This is a genomic window from Streptomyces cellostaticus, from assembly GCF_001513965.1.
Classification (GTDB): Bacteria; Actinomycetota; Actinomycetes; order Streptomycetales; family Streptomycetaceae; genus Streptomyces; species Streptomyces cellostaticus.
This window is the reverse complement of the sequence record NZ_KQ948018.1, coordinates 245,424-259,002: the sequence shown is the minus strand read 5'-3', so window position 1 is coordinate 259,002 and position 13,579 is coordinate 245,424. Positions and strand designations below refer to the sequence as shown.

General features: G+C 68.0%; 24 protein-coding genes and 1 pseudogene. 1 reads left to right on the top strand and 24 read right to left on the bottom strand.

Features of this window, described 5'->3' with window-relative positions:
• From rplF to AQI88_RS10700, 18 genes are all read right to left on the bottom strand, one after another.
• Positions 1 to 540, bottom strand: a complete 540-nt coding sequence (gene rplF, locus AQI88_RS10785) for a 50S ribosomal protein L6 (protein ID WP_066995714.1) — start codon at positions 538 to 540, stop codon at positions 1 to 3.
• Positions 541 to 564: 24 nt separating this feature from the next.
• Complete coding sequence (rpsH, locus tag AQI88_RS10780; RefSeq protein ID WP_007384075.1) at positions 565 to 963, bottom strand: 30S ribosomal protein S8; 399 nt, start codon at positions 961 to 963, stop codon at positions 565 to 567.
• Positions 964 to 1,175: 212 nt separating this feature from the next.
• Positions 1,176 to 1,361 carry a type Z 30S ribosomal protein S14 gene (locus tag AQI88_RS10775; RefSeq protein WP_003948630.1) on the bottom strand — a complete coding sequence of 62 codons (186 nt, stop codon included), beginning with the start codon at positions 1,359 to 1,361 and terminating at the stop codon, positions 1,176 to 1,178.
• A gap of 5 nt (positions 1,362 to 1,366) precedes the next feature.
• A complete protein-coding gene (gene rplE, locus AQI88_RS10770; RefSeq protein ID WP_066995712.1) occupies positions 1,367 to 1,924 on the bottom strand; it encodes a 50S ribosomal protein L5 in 558 nt (185 codons plus the stop codon).
• The gene (gene rplX / locus AQI88_RS10765; protein WP_033272457.1) at positions 1,924 to 2,247 is read right to left on the bottom strand and encodes a 50S ribosomal protein L24; all 324 of its coding nucleotides are present in this window, start codon (positions 2,245 to 2,247) and stop codon (positions 1,924 to 1,926) included. The genes rplE and rplX overlap by 1 nt, the downstream gene beginning before the upstream one ends.
• A 2-nt stretch (positions 2,248 to 2,249) precedes the next feature.
• A complete protein-coding gene (rplN, locus tag AQI88_RS10760; RefSeq protein ID WP_003998823.1) occupies positions 2,250 to 2,618 on the bottom strand; it encodes a 50S ribosomal protein L14 in 369 nt (122 codons plus the stop codon).
• 99 nt (positions 2,619 to 2,717) lie between these two features.
• Complete coding sequence (gene rpsQ, locus AQI88_RS10755) at positions 2,718 to 3,002, bottom strand: 30S ribosomal protein S17 (RefSeq protein WP_004984524.1); 285 nt, start codon at positions 3,000 to 3,002, stop codon at positions 2,718 to 2,720.
• Positions 3,002 to 3,226 (bottom strand): 50S ribosomal protein L29, encoded by a 225-nt coding sequence (rpmC, locus tag AQI88_RS10750; protein WP_055632347.1) that lies wholly within the window; start codon positions 3,224 to 3,226, stop codon positions 3,002 to 3,004. Before rpmC ends, rpsQ begins: the two co-directional genes overlap by 1 nt.
• Complete coding sequence (gene rplP / locus AQI88_RS10745) at positions 3,226 to 3,645, bottom strand: 50S ribosomal protein L16 (protein ID WP_007443989.1); 420 nt, start codon at positions 3,643 to 3,645, stop codon at positions 3,226 to 3,228. The genes rpmC and rplP overlap by 1 nt, the downstream gene beginning before the upstream one ends.
• 5 nt (positions 3,646 to 3,650) lie before the next feature.
• The gene (rpsC, locus tag AQI88_RS10740; protein ID WP_066995710.1) at positions 3,651 to 4,472 is read right to left on the bottom strand and encodes a 30S ribosomal protein S3; all 822 of its coding nucleotides are present in this window, start codon (positions 4,470 to 4,472) and stop codon (positions 3,651 to 3,653) included.
• The gene (rplV, locus tag AQI88_RS10735; protein WP_003974262.1) at positions 4,472 to 4,819 is read right to left on the bottom strand and encodes a 50S ribosomal protein L22; all 348 of its coding nucleotides are present in this window, start codon (positions 4,817 to 4,819) and stop codon (positions 4,472 to 4,474) included. The genes rpsC and rplV overlap by 1 nt, the downstream gene beginning before the upstream one ends.
• 42 nt (positions 4,820 to 4,861) lie before the next feature.
• The gene (rpsS, locus tag AQI88_RS10730) at positions 4,862 to 5,143 is read right to left on the bottom strand and encodes a 30S ribosomal protein S19 (RefSeq protein WP_030619138.1); all 282 of its coding nucleotides are present in this window, start codon (positions 5,141 to 5,143) and stop codon (positions 4,862 to 4,864) included.
• Between the two features lie 12 nt (positions 5,144 to 5,155).
• Complete coding sequence (rplB, locus tag AQI88_RS10725) at positions 5,156 to 5,992, bottom strand: 50S ribosomal protein L2 (RefSeq protein WP_066995708.1); 837 nt, start codon at positions 5,990 to 5,992, stop codon at positions 5,156 to 5,158.
• A 40-nt stretch (positions 5,993 to 6,032) separates the two neighbouring features.
• Positions 6,033 to 6,452, bottom strand: coding sequence for a 50S ribosomal protein L23 (gene rplW, locus AQI88_RS10720; RefSeq protein ID WP_066995705.1), 420 nt, complete (start codon positions 6,450 to 6,452; stop codon positions 6,033 to 6,035).
• Entirely contained in the window at positions 6,452 to 7,108 is a 657-nt protein-coding gene (rplD, locus tag AQI88_RS10715) for a 50S ribosomal protein L4 (RefSeq protein ID WP_066995701.1), read from the bottom strand. Before rplD ends, rplW begins: the two co-directional genes overlap by 1 nt.
• Before the next feature lie 8 nt (positions 7,109 to 7,116).
• Positions 7,117 to 7,761 (bottom strand): 50S ribosomal protein L3, encoded by a 645-nt coding sequence (gene rplC / locus AQI88_RS10710; RefSeq protein WP_020135811.1) that lies wholly within the window; start codon positions 7,759 to 7,761, stop codon positions 7,117 to 7,119.
• A gap of 17 nt (positions 7,762 to 7,778) precedes the next feature.
• Positions 7,779 to 8,087, bottom strand: coding sequence for a 30S ribosomal protein S10 (gene rpsJ, locus AQI88_RS10705; RefSeq protein ID WP_003948644.1), 309 nt, complete (start codon positions 8,085 to 8,087; stop codon positions 7,779 to 7,781).
• A 485-nt stretch (positions 8,088 to 8,572) separates the two neighbouring features.
• On the bottom strand, positions 8,573 to 8,830 hold the full coding sequence (locus AQI88_RS10700; protein ID WP_066995698.1) for a helix-turn-helix domain-containing protein: 258 nt from the start codon (positions 8,828 to 8,830) through the stop codon (positions 8,573 to 8,575).
• 149 nt (positions 8,831 to 8,979) lie between these two features.
• Between AQI88_RS10700 and AQI88_RS47590 the strand changes: the two are divergent.
• Positions 8,980 to 9,239 (top strand): annotated as a pseudogene (locus AQI88_RS47590) (ATP-binding protein); the annotation flags it as partial.
• Here AQI88_RS47590 and pqqE read toward each other — a convergent pair.
• From pqqE to AQI88_RS10670, 6 genes are read right to left on the bottom strand one after another with little or no spacing between them, the layout of a single operon-like run.
• Complete coding sequence (gene pqqE, locus AQI88_RS10695; protein WP_066995695.1) at positions 9,208 to 10,335, bottom strand: pyrroloquinoline quinone biosynthesis protein PqqE; 1,128 nt, start codon at positions 10,333 to 10,335, stop codon at positions 9,208 to 9,210. The pseudogene AQI88_RS47590 and the gene pqqE overlap by 32 nt on opposite strands.
• The gene (pqqD, locus tag AQI88_RS10690) at positions 10,332 to 10,604 is read right to left on the bottom strand and encodes a pyrroloquinoline quinone biosynthesis peptide chaperone PqqD (RefSeq protein WP_066995692.1); all 273 of its coding nucleotides are present in this window, start codon (positions 10,602 to 10,604) and stop codon (positions 10,332 to 10,334) included. Before pqqD ends, pqqE begins: the two co-directional genes overlap by 4 nt.
• Positions 10,601 to 11,323, bottom strand: coding sequence for a pyrroloquinoline-quinone synthase PqqC (gene pqqC, locus AQI88_RS10685; protein WP_066995689.1), 723 nt, complete (start codon positions 11,321 to 11,323; stop codon positions 10,601 to 10,603). Before pqqC ends, pqqD begins: the two co-directional genes overlap by 4 nt.
• Positions 11,320 to 12,267, bottom strand: a complete 948-nt coding sequence (gene pqqB / locus AQI88_RS10680) for a pyrroloquinoline quinone biosynthesis protein PqqB (protein ID WP_066995686.1) — start codon at positions 12,265 to 12,267, stop codon at positions 11,320 to 11,322. Before pqqB ends, pqqC begins: the two co-directional genes overlap by 4 nt.
• 8 nt (positions 12,268 to 12,275) lie before the next feature.
• On the bottom strand, positions 12,276 to 12,416 hold the full coding sequence (pqqA, locus tag AQI88_RS10675; RefSeq protein WP_066995683.1) for a pyrroloquinoline quinone precursor peptide PqqA: 141 nt from the start codon (positions 12,414 to 12,416) through the stop codon (positions 12,276 to 12,278).
• Between the two features lie 27 nt (positions 12,417 to 12,443).
• Complete coding sequence (locus AQI88_RS10670; RefSeq protein WP_208615756.1) at positions 12,444 to 13,559, bottom strand: PQQ-dependent sugar dehydrogenase; 1,116 nt, start codon at positions 13,557 to 13,559, stop codon at positions 12,444 to 12,446.
• Positions 13,560 to 13,579: the final 20 nt, after the last annotated feature.

Here is a 13,579-nt window from a genome sequence, read left to right as displayed (position 1 = left end):
TTACTTACCCGCCTTTCCGACCTTGCGGCGGATGACTTCGCCCTCGTACTTGACGCCCTTGGCCTTGTACGGGTCAGGCTTGCGCAGCTTGCGGATGTTGGCCGCAACCTCGCCGACCTTCTGCTTGTCGATGCCCTCGACCGAGAAACGAGTCGGGGCCTCGACCTTGAAGGTGATGCCCTCGGGCGCCTCGACGACGATCGGGTGGCTGTAGCCCAGAGCGAACTCGAGGTTCGAACCCTTGGCGGTCACGCGGTAACCGACACCGCTGATCTCGAGCTTCTTCACGTAACCCTGGGTCACGCCGGTGATCATGTTCGCCACCAGCGTGCGGGACAGGCCGTGCAGGGCCTTGTTCTGACGCTCGTCGTTCGGGCGGGTGACGTTCAGAACGCCGTCCTCACCCTTGACGATCTCGATCGGTGCCACGACGGTGTGGGTCAGTGCGCCCTTGGGGCCCTTGACCGAGACCGTACGGCCGTCGATGGTGACGTCCACGCCGGCGGGAACCGTGATGGGGAGCTTGCCAATACGCGACATAGCTGTTTCCTCCGTTCCCTTCTGCTACCAGACGTAGGCGAGGACTTCCCCACCCACGCCCTTCTTGCCGGCCTGCTTGTCGGTGAGGAGCCCGTGCGACGTGGAGATGATCGCCACGCCGAGGCCGCCGAGCACCTTCGGCAGGTTGGTGGACTTCGCGTACACCCGGAGACCGGGCTTGGAGATCCGCTTGATGCCCGCGATGGAGCGCTCACGGTTCGGGCCGAACTTCAGCTCGAGAACGAGGTTCTTACCGACCTCGGCGTCCTCGACCTTCCAGCCCGTGATGAAGCCCTCCTGCTGGAGGATCTCCGCGATGTGCGACTTGATCTTCGATGCCGGCATCGTCACGGAGTCGTGGTATGCCGAGTTCGCGTTACGCAGACGCGTAAGCATGTCTGCGATCGGATCAGTCATGGTCATGAATTGGCCTTCGGCCTCTCTCGCCGGGGTTTCCAGGTGCCCATCCCTCTCCTCGATCCGAGACGAGGCGGGTGCGGTGCGGTGGACCTACGGCGTAGTAAGTCGTACGGGCGCGGCAGACGCCCAACCCCACAAGCCTACGGCATGTGGAGAAGGGCCCCTGCCGACCCAGATGCTTACCGAGAGCTTCAGGAATCCCTAAAAAGCAGGGATTACCAGGAGCTCTTGGTCACGCCCGGCAGCTCGCCACGGTGAGCCATCTCACGAAGGCACACGCGGCACAGGCCGAACTTGCGGTACACGGAGTGCGGACGGCCGCAGCGCTGGCAGCGGGTGTAGCCACGCACACCGAACTTGGGCTTGCGAGCAGCCTTAGCGATCAGAGCCTTCTTCGCCATCTCGCTCACGCCTCCTTGAAGGGGAAGCCGAGGTGACGAAGGAGCGCGCGGCCCTCAGCGTCGTTGGTCGCCGTGGTCACCACGGTGATGTCCATACCCCGGGTGCGGTCGATCTTGTCCTGGTCGATCTCGTGGAACATGACCTGCTCCGTGAGACCGAAGGTGTAGTTGCCACGGCCGTCGAACTGCTTGGGGGACAGGCCGCGGAAGTCGCGGATGCGCGGCAGCGCGAGCGACAGGGTGCGGTCCAGGAACTCCCACATGCGGTCGCCACGGAGCGTGACGTGGGCACCGATCGGCTGGCCCTCACGCAGCTTGAACTGCGCGATGGACTTGCGGGCCTTGGTGACCTGCGGCTTCTGGCCGGTGATCGTGGAGAGGTCGCGGATGGCGCCCTCGATCAGCTTGGAGTCGCGGGCGGCGTCGCCCACACCCATGTTGACCACGATCTTGACGAGGCCGGGGATCTGCATGACGTTCTCGTACTTGAACTCGTCACGCAGCTTGCCCGCGATCTCCTCGCGGTACTTCTGCTTCAGACGCGGAGTGGTGGTGGTAGCCATCAGATGTCCTCACCCGTCCGCTTGGCAACGCGGATCTTGTTGCCCTCGTCGTCGAAGCGGTAACCGACACGCGTGACGACCTTGTTGCCGTCCTTCTCAACGACCAGCTGGACGTTGGAGACGTGGATCGGCGCCTCGGTCGTGACGATGCCACCGGCCTGCGAACCGCTCGCGGTCGGGCCGGCCTTGGTGTGCTTCTTGACCCGGTTGACACCCTCGACCAGGACACGGTCCTCGCGGGGGAAGGCCGCGATGACCTTGCCCTGCTTGCCCTTGTCCTTACCGGTGATGACCTGGACCAGGTCGCCCTTCTTGATCTTCATGCTTACAGCACCTCCGGAGCCAGCGAGATGATCTTCATGAACTTCTTCTCGCGCAGCTCACGCCCGACCGGGCCGAAGATGCGGGTGCCGCGAGGGTCGCCGTCGTTCTTCAGAATGACGGCGGCGTTCTCGTCGAAGCGGATGTACGAGCCGTCCGGACGGCGGCGCTCCTTGACGGTGCGAACGATGACCGCCTTGACGACGTCACCCTTCTTCACGTTGCCACCGGGGATCGCGTCCTTGACGGTGGCGACGATGACGTCACCGATGCCCGCGTAGCGGCGACCGGAGCCACCGAGCACACGGATGCAAAGGATTTCCTTCGCACCAGTGTTGTCGGCGACGCGCAGTCGCGACTCCTGCTGGATCACGTCTATCTCCTGATCGTCTGCCGGTTCCCGGCAGGGGTTCCTTCACGGAACCCCTGCCGAGCCTGGCGGAACTGACCTGCGGGGTTAGCCCCGCAGGAATTACTTGGCCTTCTCGAGGATCTCGACGACGCGCCAGCGCTTCGTCGCGGACAGCGGCCGGGTCTCCATGAGGAGGACGCGGTCGCCGACACCCGCGGCGTTCTGCTCGTCGTGCGCCTTGAGCTTGTTCGTACGGCGGATGACCTTGCCGTACAGCGCGTGCTTGACGCGGTCCTCGACGGCGACGACGACGGTCTTGTCCATCTTGTCGCTGACGACGAGACCCTCACGGGTCTTGCGGAAGCCGCGCGCCTCGGTGTTCTCAGTCACGTTGTTCTCGCTCATCAGGCGTTCTCCACCGTTTCGATGCCCAGCTCACGCTCGCGCATCAGGGTGTAGATCCGCGCGATGTCCTTGCGGACCGCCTTCAGACGGCCATGGTTCTCAAGCTGACCAGTCGCCGCCTGGAAGCGGAGGTTGAACAGCTCTTCCTTGGCCTCGCGGAGCTTGCCCAGAAGCTCCTCGTTGCCCAGCTCGCGCAGCTCGGACGCCTTGGTACCGACCGACATCACGCTTCACCTGCCTCGCGCTTGACGATGCGGCACTTCATCGGCAGCTTGTGAGCCGCACGAGTGAGGGCCTCACGCGCAATCTTCTCGTTCGGGTAGGACAGCTCGAACATCACCCGGCCCGGGTGAACGTTCGCGATCCACCACTCCGGCGAACCCTTACCGGAACCCATGCGGGTCTCGGCAGGCTTCTTGGTCAGCGGACGGTCCGGGTAGATGTTGATCCAGACCTTGCCGCCACGCTTGATGTGGCGGGTCATCGCGATACGAGCCGCCTCGATCTGGCGGTTGGTCACGTACGCCGGCGTGAGGGCCTGGATGCCGTACTCGCCGAACGCAACCGTCGTACCGCCCTTGGCCATACCACGGCGCTTCGGGTGGTGCTGCTTGCGGTGCTTGACCCTACGGGGGATCAGCATGTCGGTCAGGCCTCCGTTCCGGTGCTCTCAGCCGGAGCGGACGCGGGAGCCTCGGCCTTGGGGGCCTCGGCGCCGGCAGCCTGCTGCGGCTTGCGACCGCGCCGCTCGCCACCGCGGCCACCACGGGCCGGGCGGTCGGCACCGCCACGGGCCGGGCGGTTACCCGCACGGGCCGCAGCGTTCTCGGCGCGGACCTCGGCGATGTTCTTGACGTCGCCCTTGTAGATCCAGACCTTCACACCGATGCGGCCGAAGGTCGTCTTGGCCTCGAAGAAGCCGTAGTCCACGTTCGCGCGGAGCGTGTGCAGGGGCACACGGCCCTCGCGGTAGAACTCCGAGCGGGACATCTCGGCGCCGCCGAGGCGGCCACCGCACTGGATCTTGATGCCCTTGGCGCCGGCCTTCATCGCCGACTGCATGCTCTTACGCATGGCGCGGCGGAAGGAGACGCGGGAGGAGAGCTGCTCGGCGACGGCCTGAGCAACCAGCTGAGCGTCCGTCTCGGGGTTCTTGACCTCGAGGATGTTCAGCTGGACCTGCTTGCCCGTGAGCTTCTCGAGGTCGCCGCGGATGCGGTCGGCCTCGGCGCCGCGGCGGCCGATGACGATGCCCGGACGAGCGGTGTGGATGTCCACCCGCACGCGGTCACGGGTGCGCTCGATCTCAACCTTCGAGATGCCGGCGCGCTCCATGCCGGACGTCATCATCCGACGGATGGCGACGTCTTCCTTGACGTAGTCCTTGTACAGCTTGTCGGCGTACCAACGCGACTTGAAGTCGGTGGTGATGCCGAGCCGGAACCCGTGCGGGTTTACCTTCTGGCCCATTACCGGGTTCCTTCCTTGCTGCTGACGACCACGGTGATGTGGCTGGTCCGCTTGCGGATCCGGTAGGCACGGCCCTGGGCGCGCGGACGGAACCGCTTCAGGGTCGGGCCCTCGTCGACGTAGGCCTCGGAAATGAAGAGGCTGTCGGCGTCGGTGTGGTCGTAGTTGTGCGCGGCGTTGGCAATGGCGCTGTCGAGCACCTTGCCGACCGGCACGGAGGCGGCCTGCGGAGCGAATCGCAGGACGGCCTGGGCCTCCGTGGCGTCCATGCCACGGATGAGGTCCACCACGCGGCGGGCCTTCATGGGCGTGACGCGGATGTACCGCGCCTGGGCCCTGGCTTCCATGGTTGTCCTTCCAGTTACTTACGTGTCTGTTGCGATCCGCGCCTAGCGGCGCTTCGACTTCCGGTCGTCCTTGACGTGGCCCCGGAAGGTGCGCGTCGGCGAGAACTCGCCGAGCTTGTGGCCGACCATCGACTCGGTGACGAACACCGGGATGTGGGTCTTGCCGTTGTGCACCGCGATCGTGTGGCCGAGCATGGCCGGGACGATCATCGAGCGACGGGACCAGGTCTTGATGACGTTCTTGGAACCGGCTTCGTTCTGGACATCCACCTTCTTGATCAGGTGGTCGTCGACGAAGGGTCCCTTCTTCAAGCTACGAGGCATCTCAACCCGTCCTTAGCGCTTCTTGTTCGTCTTGCGGCGGCGGACGATGTACTTGTTCGACGCCTTCTTGGGCGAACGAGTACGGCCTTCCTTCTTGCCCCACGGGGACACAGGGTGGCGACCACCGGAGGTCCGGCCCTCACCACCACCGTGCGGGTGGTCAACCGGGTTCATCACGACACCACGGACGGTCGGGCGAACGCCCAGCCACCGCTTACGGCCGGCCTTACCCCAGTTGATGTTGCTCTGCTCGGCGTTGCCGACCTCACCGATGGTGGCACGGCAGCGGACGTCGACCAGGCGGATCTCACCGGACGGCATGCGCAGGTGGGCCATCGAGCCCTCCTTCGCGAGCAGCTGCACGGAGGCACCGGCGGAGCGGGCGAACTTGGCACCGCCACCGGGACGGAGCTCGATCGCGTGGAGCGTCGTACCGACCGGGATGTTGCGGATGGCCAGGTTGTTGCCCGGCTTGATGTCGGCCCCGGGACCGTTCTCGACGCGGTCACCCTGCTGCAGGTTGCGCGGGGCGAGGATGTAGCGCTTCTCGCCGTCGGCGTAGTGCAGCAGCGCGATGCGCGCGGTGCGGTTGGGGTCGTACTCGATGTGCGCGACCTTCGCCGGCACGCCGTCCTTGTCGTGACGACGGAAGTCGATCACGCGGTAGGCGCGCTTGTGTCCGCCACCTTGGTGGCGCACGGTCACACGACCGGTGTTGTTACGGCCGCCCTTGCTGTGCAGGGGGCGGACCAGCGACTTCTCCGGCGTGGACCGCGTGACCTCGACGAAGTCGGCGACGCTGGCGCCACGACGGCCCGGCGTAGTCGGCTTGTACTTGCGGATTCCCATTTCTCAGTCCTCGTCCGATATCGGACGATCCGGACCGCCCTTAGGCGGTCGGACCGCCGAAGATGTCGATACGGTCGCCCTCGGCGAGGGTCACGATCGCGCGCTTGCTGCCGGCACGCTGACCGAAACCGGTCTTCGTGCGCTTGCGCTTGCCCTGGCGGTTGATCGTGTTGACCCCGGTGACCTTGACCGAGAAGACCGCCTGGACGGCCTGCTTGATCTGGGTCTTGTTGGCGCCCGGGGCGACGATGAACGTGTACTTGTTCTCGTCGAGGAGCGCGTAGCTCTTCTCGGAGACGACCGGCTTGAGCAGCACGTCACGGGGGTCCGTGAAGGACTTGCTCAGCGGGGTCTCGACGGTGTTCTTGCCCTCGGTGGCGTGGCGACGCGCCTTGGCGACGCGCGCGGCCTTGGCGGCCTTGGCGGCCTTCGAGGCAATGCTCGGGTGACGCGTAGCCATCAGGCCTCGCTCCCTTCGGTGTCAGCGGCCTTGGGGCCAGACACGAAGGACTCGAAAGCGGCCTGGGTGAAGACCACGTCGTCCGAGACGAGAACGTCGTACGTGTTCAGCTGGCCCGGCTCCAGGATGTGGACCTGGGGCAGGTTGCGGGCGGACAGCCACGCGGCCTCGTCGGCGCGCTCGACGACCAGGAGCAGGTTCTTGCGCTCCGAGATCTTGCCGAACAGGCTCTTCGCGGCCTTCGTGGACGGGTTCGCGCCCTCGACCACGCCGGAGACGACGTGGATGCGGTTGTGGCGGGCCCGGTCGGTGAGGGCGTGGCGCAGGGCCGCGGCCTTCATCTTCTTCGGGGTCCGCTGCGAGTAGTCACGCGGCACGGGACCGTGCACGACGCCACCACCGGCGAACTGCGGCGCACGGGTCGAGCCCTGACGGGCGCGGCCGGTGCCCTTCTGGCGGTACGGCTTCTTGCCGCCACCGCGAACCTCGCCACGAGTCTTGGTCTTGTGCGTGCCCTGACGGGCCGCGGCCAGCTGCGCGACGACGACCTGGTGAAGCAGCGGAACGCTGATCTTCTCTACGTCGAAGATCTCCGCGGGGAGCTCGACGGTACCGGCCTTGTCGCCCGCCGGCGAAAGGATGTCAACAGTGCTCATCGGTTACCTCAGGCCCCCTTGGCCGCGGTGCGGACCAGGACGAGGCCGCCGTTCGGACCGGGAACCGCGCCCTTGATGAGCAGCAGACCCTTCTCCGCGTCAACGGCGTGGACGGTCAGGTTCTGGGTGGTGACCCGCTCGTTGCCCATGCGACCCGCCATGCGGAGGCCCTTGAACACGCGGCCCGGGGTGGCGCAGCCACCGATGGAACCGGGCGAGCGGTGCTTGCGCTGGGTGCCGTGTCCGGCGCCGAGGCCCTTGAAGTTGTGACGCTTCATGACACCGGCGAAGCCCTTGCCCTTGCTCTTGCCGGTCACGTCGACCTTGATGCCGGCCTCGAACACCTCGGCGGTGATCTCCTGGCCGAGGGTGTACTCGCTGGCGTCAGCGGTACGGATCTCGACGAGGTGGCGGCGGGGAGTGACGTCGGCCTTGGCGAAGTGGCCCTTGAGGGGCTTGTTCACCTTGCGCGGGTCGATCTCGCCGAAAGCGATCTGGACGGACTCGTAGCCGTCGACATCGTTCGTACGGACCTGGGTGACGACGTTGGGGCCGGCCTTGACGACGGTGACCGGAACAACACGGTTGTTCTCGTCCCACACCTGCGTCATGCCGAGCTTCTCGCCCAGGATGCCCTTGATCTGCTTAGCCATTCTCAGATCACCAGCCCTCAGAGCTTGATCTCGATGTCGACACCGGCCGGGAGGTCGAGTCGCATCAGAGAGTCAACGGTCTTGGGGGTCGGGTCGAGAATGTCGATCAGGCGCTTGTGCGTGCGCATCTCGAAGTGCTCGCGCGAGTCCTTGTACTTGTGCGGCGACTTGATGACGCAGTACACGTTCTTCTCAGTGGGCAGCGGCACCGGGCCCGCGACCGACGCACCAGTGCGGGTCACCGTCTCGACGATCTTCTTCGCCGAGGAGTCGATGACCTCGTGGTCGTAGGCCTTGAGCCGGATGCGGATCTTCTGTCCCGCCATGGCTACTCAGTAGTCCTGTCTCTTCGCTCTGGATCCCGGTGTTCCTGACTTCCTTCTCCGACCCACGCGGTCGGGCGTGTCGCGCTCCCGCTGACAAAGATGTCCCTTGTTCGAACATCCCTGCGGGGAATGCACACGGCCCTTCCGGAACCGCAAGCCGAGGGCGGAAGGCCCACCGGGCGCCTAGCCGGTGCCGCACCACACTTCCCGGAAGATTCCCGTACGTCCGCCCCAGTGCTGCCAAAAGGCAGTTAGGACGACGAGTACTGTGGGACTCGCTTCCGGTCCTCCCGGCGGGAGGCGCGCAGCATCAACACTCGACCGAGCAACTCCGACAGTCTGCCATATGGGGCGGGGGGCTGGCCAATCGGGGCGGAGAGAATACCCCGAAGGTGACGTAGGTCAAACAGGCGACGCAGCGGGCCCGGCCGGGCCTGGGCCGTGGAGATCCCGGGGAGCCGCTGTGGGCGCCTTGCGCCCTCCCCTCAGGCGGCCGCTCTCGTGCCAGGTGCCTTCAGGATCTGGTCCGCCCTGTCCAGGAACTCCGGCCGGGGGATACGGGCCCCGCGCTCCATCTTGCGGATCATGTCCTCGCCGTAGCCCATGGCCTCGCTCAGCTCGGACACCGTCACCCCAGCCGCCTCCCGGCAGACCTTGAGCAGGCGCCCCACCGCCTGGACCACCGGCTCGATCTCGTCGCCCGGCTCGACGTCCCAACCGGCCTCGTCCACACCCTCGCCCATGGCTCCTCCTCCGACGCGCACTCGTACCCGTGACAACGCCCGAGACAGCCGAGACAAAGCAGGGACAGTCACTGTACGTACAAGCGTTGTCACTCACTTAGGGAAGCAGGTGCCGCCACGCTGAGTGATGTGAATCAAGAAATGACTGCCTGGCCGCCAACGCCGCCACCCACGGACGCGTCCCCGGCCGCGACTTCCAGTTGCTGCTCTACGTCGTCGCCGACACGCTCCGTATCGAGGTCACCGACACGCGCGGTGACCGCCTCCCCCGGCTCCAACGACCCGTAAGAGACGCGGACCCATCCTCGTCGACGCCCTCGCGGACCGCTGGGGCGTCACCGGGGAACGGCACCCGCGCAAGACCGTCTGGGCCGAAATCACCCTCCCCGCACCGGGACCCGGCGCCTGATCACCCCCCTCCCCTTCGTGCTGTCGTCGGCCAGTGACCGGATCAGGCCGTGGTCCGGGGAGAGTCGGCATGCGGGGTCCGTGCGGGTGGCGTCGCCGGTCAGGGCGTACGCCTGGCAGCGGCAGCCGCCGAAGTCCTCGTCGCGGCGGGAGCAGGTGCGGCAGGGGTCGGCCATCCAGTCGGTTCCGCGGTAGCGGGTGAACGCCTCGGAGTGGTCCCAGATCCAGGCCAGCGGGTGGTCGCGGATGTTCGGGGGGTCCAGGTCCGGCAGGGAGGCCGCGGCCGGGCACGGCAGGACGGTGCCGTCCGGGGTGACGGTGAGCGAGACCGCCCCCCACCCGCCCATGCACGGCTTGGCGACGCCGTCGAAGTAGTCGGGGACGACCCAGACCAGGTCGGGGCCGTCCGGCGTGAGCCGCTCGCGCCACCGCTCGACGGCGTCCCGTGCCCGGGCGAGCTGGTCGCGGGTGGGCAGGAGTGCGGCGCGGTTGAGCAGGCCCCAGCCGTAGAACTGTGTGTTGGCGAGTTCGATGCGGTCCACGCCCCAGGTCAGGCCCAGCTCGATGAGGGCGTCGATGGCGTCGAGGTTCTCCCGGTGCAGGACGACGTTGAGGCCCAGGGGGAGGCCGGCGGCCCGTACGAGCCCGGCGGCCCGTTCCTTCTCGGCGAAGGAACGGCGTCCGGCGATCCGGTCGGAGGCGCGCGGGTCGGCGTGCTGGACGGACAGCTGGACGCTGCGCAGCCCGGCGGCGGCGAGCGTGGACAGCCGGTCACGGTCCAGGCCCACGCCGCTGGTGACCAGCTGGGTGTAGATCCCGGCGGCCTCGGCCGCGGTGACGATCTCGGCCAGGTCCCGGCGCAGCAGCGGCTCACCGCCCGAGAGATGGGTGTGGACCACGCCGAACTCGCCCGCCTGACGCATCACGTCCGTCCACTGCTCGCCGGTCAGCTCGCGCGAGCGCCGGGTCAGCTCCAGCGGGTTGGAGCAGTACCCGCAGTGGAGCGGGCAGGCATGGGTGAGTTCGGCCAGCAGGGCCCAGGGGCGGGCGGGCGCGGACGATGGGGCGGTGGGGGGCGTCGGGTCGGCGGGGGTCATCGCAGCCAGCCCTCCGTACGCAGCCGTTCGAGGAAAGGGGGGACGTCGGTGGCCACGGGGGCGCCGGGGAAGCGTTCGGCCAGCTCGTCGACGATGCCGCGGACGCTGCGGGTGCCGTCGCACAGGGCGAGGACGGTTTCGGCCCGGCCGGTCAGGACGACGACGCGTTCGGGGAGGATCAGCAGGTCCGCGTCGCGTACGGGGTCGTGCCGCCGCACGATGGCGGGGGCCGGCACGGGCCGCCAGTCGGTTCCGGGCGCCGCCTTCACGCCTGCTCCCGGTGGCCCGCCCGGTCCACGGCGTCCAGCAGCGACCACAGGACATCGCATTTGAAGCGCAGCGCGGCCACGGCGCGTTCCTGGTCGTCCCGGGTACGGCCCCAGCTCAGCACGAGGTCGAGTGCCTCACGGCTGTCGCGCCGCCCCTGGGAGACCCGGGAGCGGAAGTAGGCGAGGCCATGGGGTTCGATCCATGGGTAGTGGCGTTCGAAGGCGTCGATGCGGGTGCGCATCAGGTCCGGGGCGGCGAGTTCGGTCAGCGACGCGGCGACGGCTTCGAGGGACGGGCGCAGCCGGCAGAAGTTGACGTATCCCTCGACCGCCAGCCGTACGCCCGGCAGCACGGTGTCGGCGCGCAGCAGCGTCTCGCGGTTCAGGCCGGCCGCCTCACCGAGCCGCAGCCAGCGCTCGATGCCGCCCTCGCCCTGCTGCTGCCCGTCGTGGTCCTGGATGCGGCGCAGCCACATCCGGCGCAGCGCGGGCGTGTCCAGTTTCGCGGTGATCAGGGCGTCCTTGACGGGGATGTGGCGCTGGTAGTGGAAGCGGTTGACGATCCAGCGGCGCAGCTCCTCGGGGCTGAGATCGCCGCTGTGCATCCGGAGGTTGAAGGGATGGCGGTCGTGATACCGCTCCTCCCCCACCGCGCGAAGTCGTGCCTCGAACTCCGCGGGGCTCCAGGGCTCCGCGAGCGGGGCGAGTGCCGTGGTCACAGCTCGATCACCATCCCGTCGTACGCCACCTCGATGCCCAGCCGTGCGAGCTTCTTGTGCTCGGACGCCGCCGGGTCGACGAGGGGGTTGGTGTTGTTGAGGTGCGTGTAGAGGCACCGGGCGGAGAGGCGGGCCAGGCGTTCGGCGGTGCCGTTCTCTCCCTCGATGGGCAGGTGGCCCATGCCGGTGGCAGTGCGGGCGGAGATGCCGGTGCGGCGGGGCTCCTCGTCGTCCCAGAAGGTGCCGTCCACGATGACGCAGTCGGCCTCGGCGGCCGCCTGCTGGAGGCGGTCCGGCCAGGCGGCCAGGGCGGGAGCGTAGAGCGCGGTCGCGCCGGAGGAGGGGTCGTACAGACGCAGCGCGACGACCCATGCGTCGTCGTCCGGGGCGTCGGCGGCGTACCGCGGGCGCTTGCCCGACACCGGGATGCCGCTGATCCGCAGACCGGACGTGTCGCCCGTCGGCAGAACGGACGTGTCGGCGTCCGGCAGACCGGGCATGTCGCCCGCCAGCGGCTCGGTGCCGCGCCGCGGCAGCTCGCGCCAGGTCACGCAGGTGTACGGCGCCAGCACAGCGCCGAGGTGCAGGCGGTCCAGGAGCGCCTGGCGGACCGGGGCCGTCGCGATCACCTGGAGGCGGTCGGCCTCGCGCAGCCGGGCGATGCCCAGGGTGTGGTCGAGTTCGGCGTCGGTGAGGACCACTCCGGCGACCGGTGTCTGCCGGCGGCCGGGACCCGGGTGGAGTTCGGGCCGGTCTTCGATCTGGTCGCCGATGTCGGGGGTCGCGTTGACGACGTACCAGCGGCCGTCGCCGCTGCGCACGGCGAGGGAGGCGTGACGGCGGCGCCGGTGCGGATGGGCGCGTGCTCCGGAGCACCCGGAGCACGCGCAGTTCCACTGGGGGATGCCGCCGCCGGCGGCGGTGCCGAGTACCAGCAGCAGCATGGCACCGGCTAGCGGGAGCTGAGGGAGTAGGCGGTGACCTCGAGCGCGGTGTCGACGACCTCGTAGGCGGGCGCCTGCCAGGTGGCCGGGTCCGGCTTCTGCAACGGCGTCTCCTCGACTGCCTTCGTCTCTGCCCTGGTTTCGTTCATGGGGTAACTGCCTTTCTGTGAGGGGAATCAGTGGATGGTCACGCGGAGGATCTCGTCCTTGCCGTCCCCGTTTCTCGTGGTGCCCAGCCACAGCTCGTTCTTGCCGGGGACCTTCGTGAGGGCACGCAGCGCGCGGCCGGCGAAGACGGCGGCTTTCGCGCTGTCGCCCGTACCCCCGAGTGCAGCGTCGATCGGGACGCGCCACAGCTGGAAGCCGCGCAGCGTCGACGCGTAGAGGCTGTCGCCCACGACAGCGATCTGGGCGGTGGCGGCGGTGTGATCCCAGGTGGCCTTCGGGTTGGTCATGCCCTTGACGTCGCAGTAACCCTCGCAGCGCGGCCAGCCGTAGTTGGCGCCCGGCTGGATCAGGTTGAGTTCGTCGGTTGCTTCCTGGCCTATTTCCGCCGACCACAGCCGGCCCTTGCTGTCCCAGGCCAGGCCCTGCGGATTGCGATGACCGTAGCTGTAGATGTGGTTGCCGAACGGGTTGCCGGGGGCCGGGGCGCCGGTCTTGGTGATCCGGAGGATCTTTCCGTTGATCGAGTTCACGTCCTGCGCGAGGTCCGCCTGTGTGGCCTCGCCGGTCGCGACGTAGAGGTACCCGTCGGGTCCGAAGGCGATCTTGCCGCCGTGGTGGTTCGAGCCTCGTCTGATGCCGCCGAGCACCACGGTGTAGCCGCTCAGCGACTTGCCGTCGTAGTTCATCCGCACGACCCGGGTCTCGGTCGCCGTGGTGTGCATGAAGAACACGCTCTTGTCCCTGACTCCGTCCCACGTCGGAGACGGAGCGACCCCCAGCAGCCCGCCTACGGCGGCGTCGCCGGGCGCGAAGACGACCACCTTCGGCACCGTGCCGACCAGGGTCTTGGAGCCGTCGTCGCGGAGGCGGTAGACACGGGCGGTCTCGTTCTCGGTGACCAGCGCCGAGCGTCCGTCCGGCAGGAACGAGATGGCCCAGGGGTTGGTCCAGCCCTGCGAGAACGTGGTGACGTCGACGGAGGCAGCCGTGGCCGCGGCGCTGGACGACACCGCAGCCGCGGGCGCCGGCTGCGACAGTCCGGCCGCCAGCAGCGCGGCCACGGCGGCGAGCGAGGCTATACCGAGCCGGGATGGATGCCGCACTGAGCGGCCTGGATCTGTCATGTCGACACCCTTCGTCGTTC

Excerpts from the sequence above, each read along its gene's own strand:
- rplF (WP_066995714.1), bottom strand. The coding sequence starts at position 540 with ATGTCGCGTATTGGCAAGCTCCCCATCACGGTTCCCGCCGGCGTGGAC.
- rpsH (WP_007384075.1), bottom strand. The coding sequence starts at position 963 with ATGACCATGACTGATCCGATCGCAGACATGCTTACGCGTCTGCGTAAC.
- AQI88_RS10775 (WP_003948630.1), bottom strand. The coding sequence starts at position 1,361 with ATGGCGAAGAAGGCTCTGATCGCTAAGGCTGCTCGCAAGCCCAAGTTC.
- rplE (WP_066995712.1), bottom strand. The coding sequence starts at position 1,924 with ATGGCTACCACCACCACTCCGCGTCTGAAGCAGAAGTACCGCGAGGAG.
- rplX (WP_033272457.1), bottom strand. The coding sequence starts at position 2,247 with ATGAAGATCAAGAAGGGCGACCTGGTCCAGGTCATCACCGGTAAGGAC.
- rpsQ (WP_004984524.1), bottom strand. The coding sequence starts at position 3,002 with ATGAGCGAGAACAACGTGACTGAGAACACCGAGGCGCGCGGCTTCCGC.
- rpmC (WP_055632347.1), bottom strand. The coding sequence starts at position 3,226 with ATGTCGGTCGGTACCAAGGCGTCCGAGCTGCGCGAGCTGGGCAACGAG.
- rplP (WP_007443989.1), bottom strand. The coding sequence starts at position 3,645 with ATGCTGATCCCCCGTAGGGTCAAGCACCGCAAGCAGCACCACCCGAAG.
- rpsC (WP_066995710.1), bottom strand. The coding sequence starts at position 4,472 with ATGGGCCAGAAGGTAAACCCGCACGGGTTCCGGCTCGGCATCACCACC.
- rplV (WP_003974262.1), bottom strand. The coding sequence starts at position 4,819 with ATGGAAGCCAGGGCCCAGGCGCGGTACATCCGCGTCACGCCCATGAAG.
- rpsS (WP_030619138.1), bottom strand. The coding sequence starts at position 5,143 with ATGCCTCGTAGCTTGAAGAAGGGACCCTTCGTCGACGACCACCTGATC.
- rplB (WP_066995708.1), bottom strand. The coding sequence starts at position 5,992 with ATGGGAATCCGCAAGTACAAGCCGACTACGCCGGGCCGTCGTGGCGCC.
- rplW (WP_066995705.1), bottom strand. The coding sequence starts at position 6,452 with ATGGCTACGCGTCACCCGAGCATTGCCTCGAAGGCCGCCAAGGCCGCC.
- rplD (WP_066995701.1), bottom strand. The coding sequence starts at position 7,108 with ATGAGCACTGTTGACATCCTTTCGCCGGCGGGCGACAAGGCCGGTACC.
- rplC (WP_020135811.1), bottom strand. The coding sequence starts at position 7,761 with ATGGCTAAGCAGATCAAGGGCATCCTGGGCGAGAAGCTCGGCATGACG.
- rpsJ (WP_003948644.1), bottom strand. The coding sequence starts at position 8,087 with ATGGCGGGACAGAAGATCCGCATCCGGCTCAAGGCCTACGACCACGAG.
- AQI88_RS10700 (WP_066995698.1), bottom strand. The coding sequence starts at position 8,830 with ATGGGCGAGGGTGTGGACGAGGCCGGTTGGGACGTCGAGCCGGGCGAC.
- pqqE (WP_066995695.1), bottom strand. The coding sequence starts at position 10,335 with ATGACCCCCGCCGACCCGACGCCCCCCACCGCCCCATCGTCCGCGCCC.
- pqqB (WP_066995686.1), bottom strand. The coding sequence starts at position 12,267 with ATGCTGCTGCTGGTACTCGGCACCGCCGCCGGCGGCGGCATCCCCCAG.
- pqqA (WP_066995683.1), bottom strand. The coding sequence starts at position 12,416 with ATGAACGAAACCAGGGCAGAGACGAAGGCAGTCGAGGAGACGCCGTTG.
- AQI88_RS10670 (WP_208615756.1), bottom strand. The coding sequence starts at position 13,559 with ATGACAGATCCAGGCCGCTCAGTGCGGCATCCATCCCGGCTCGGTATA.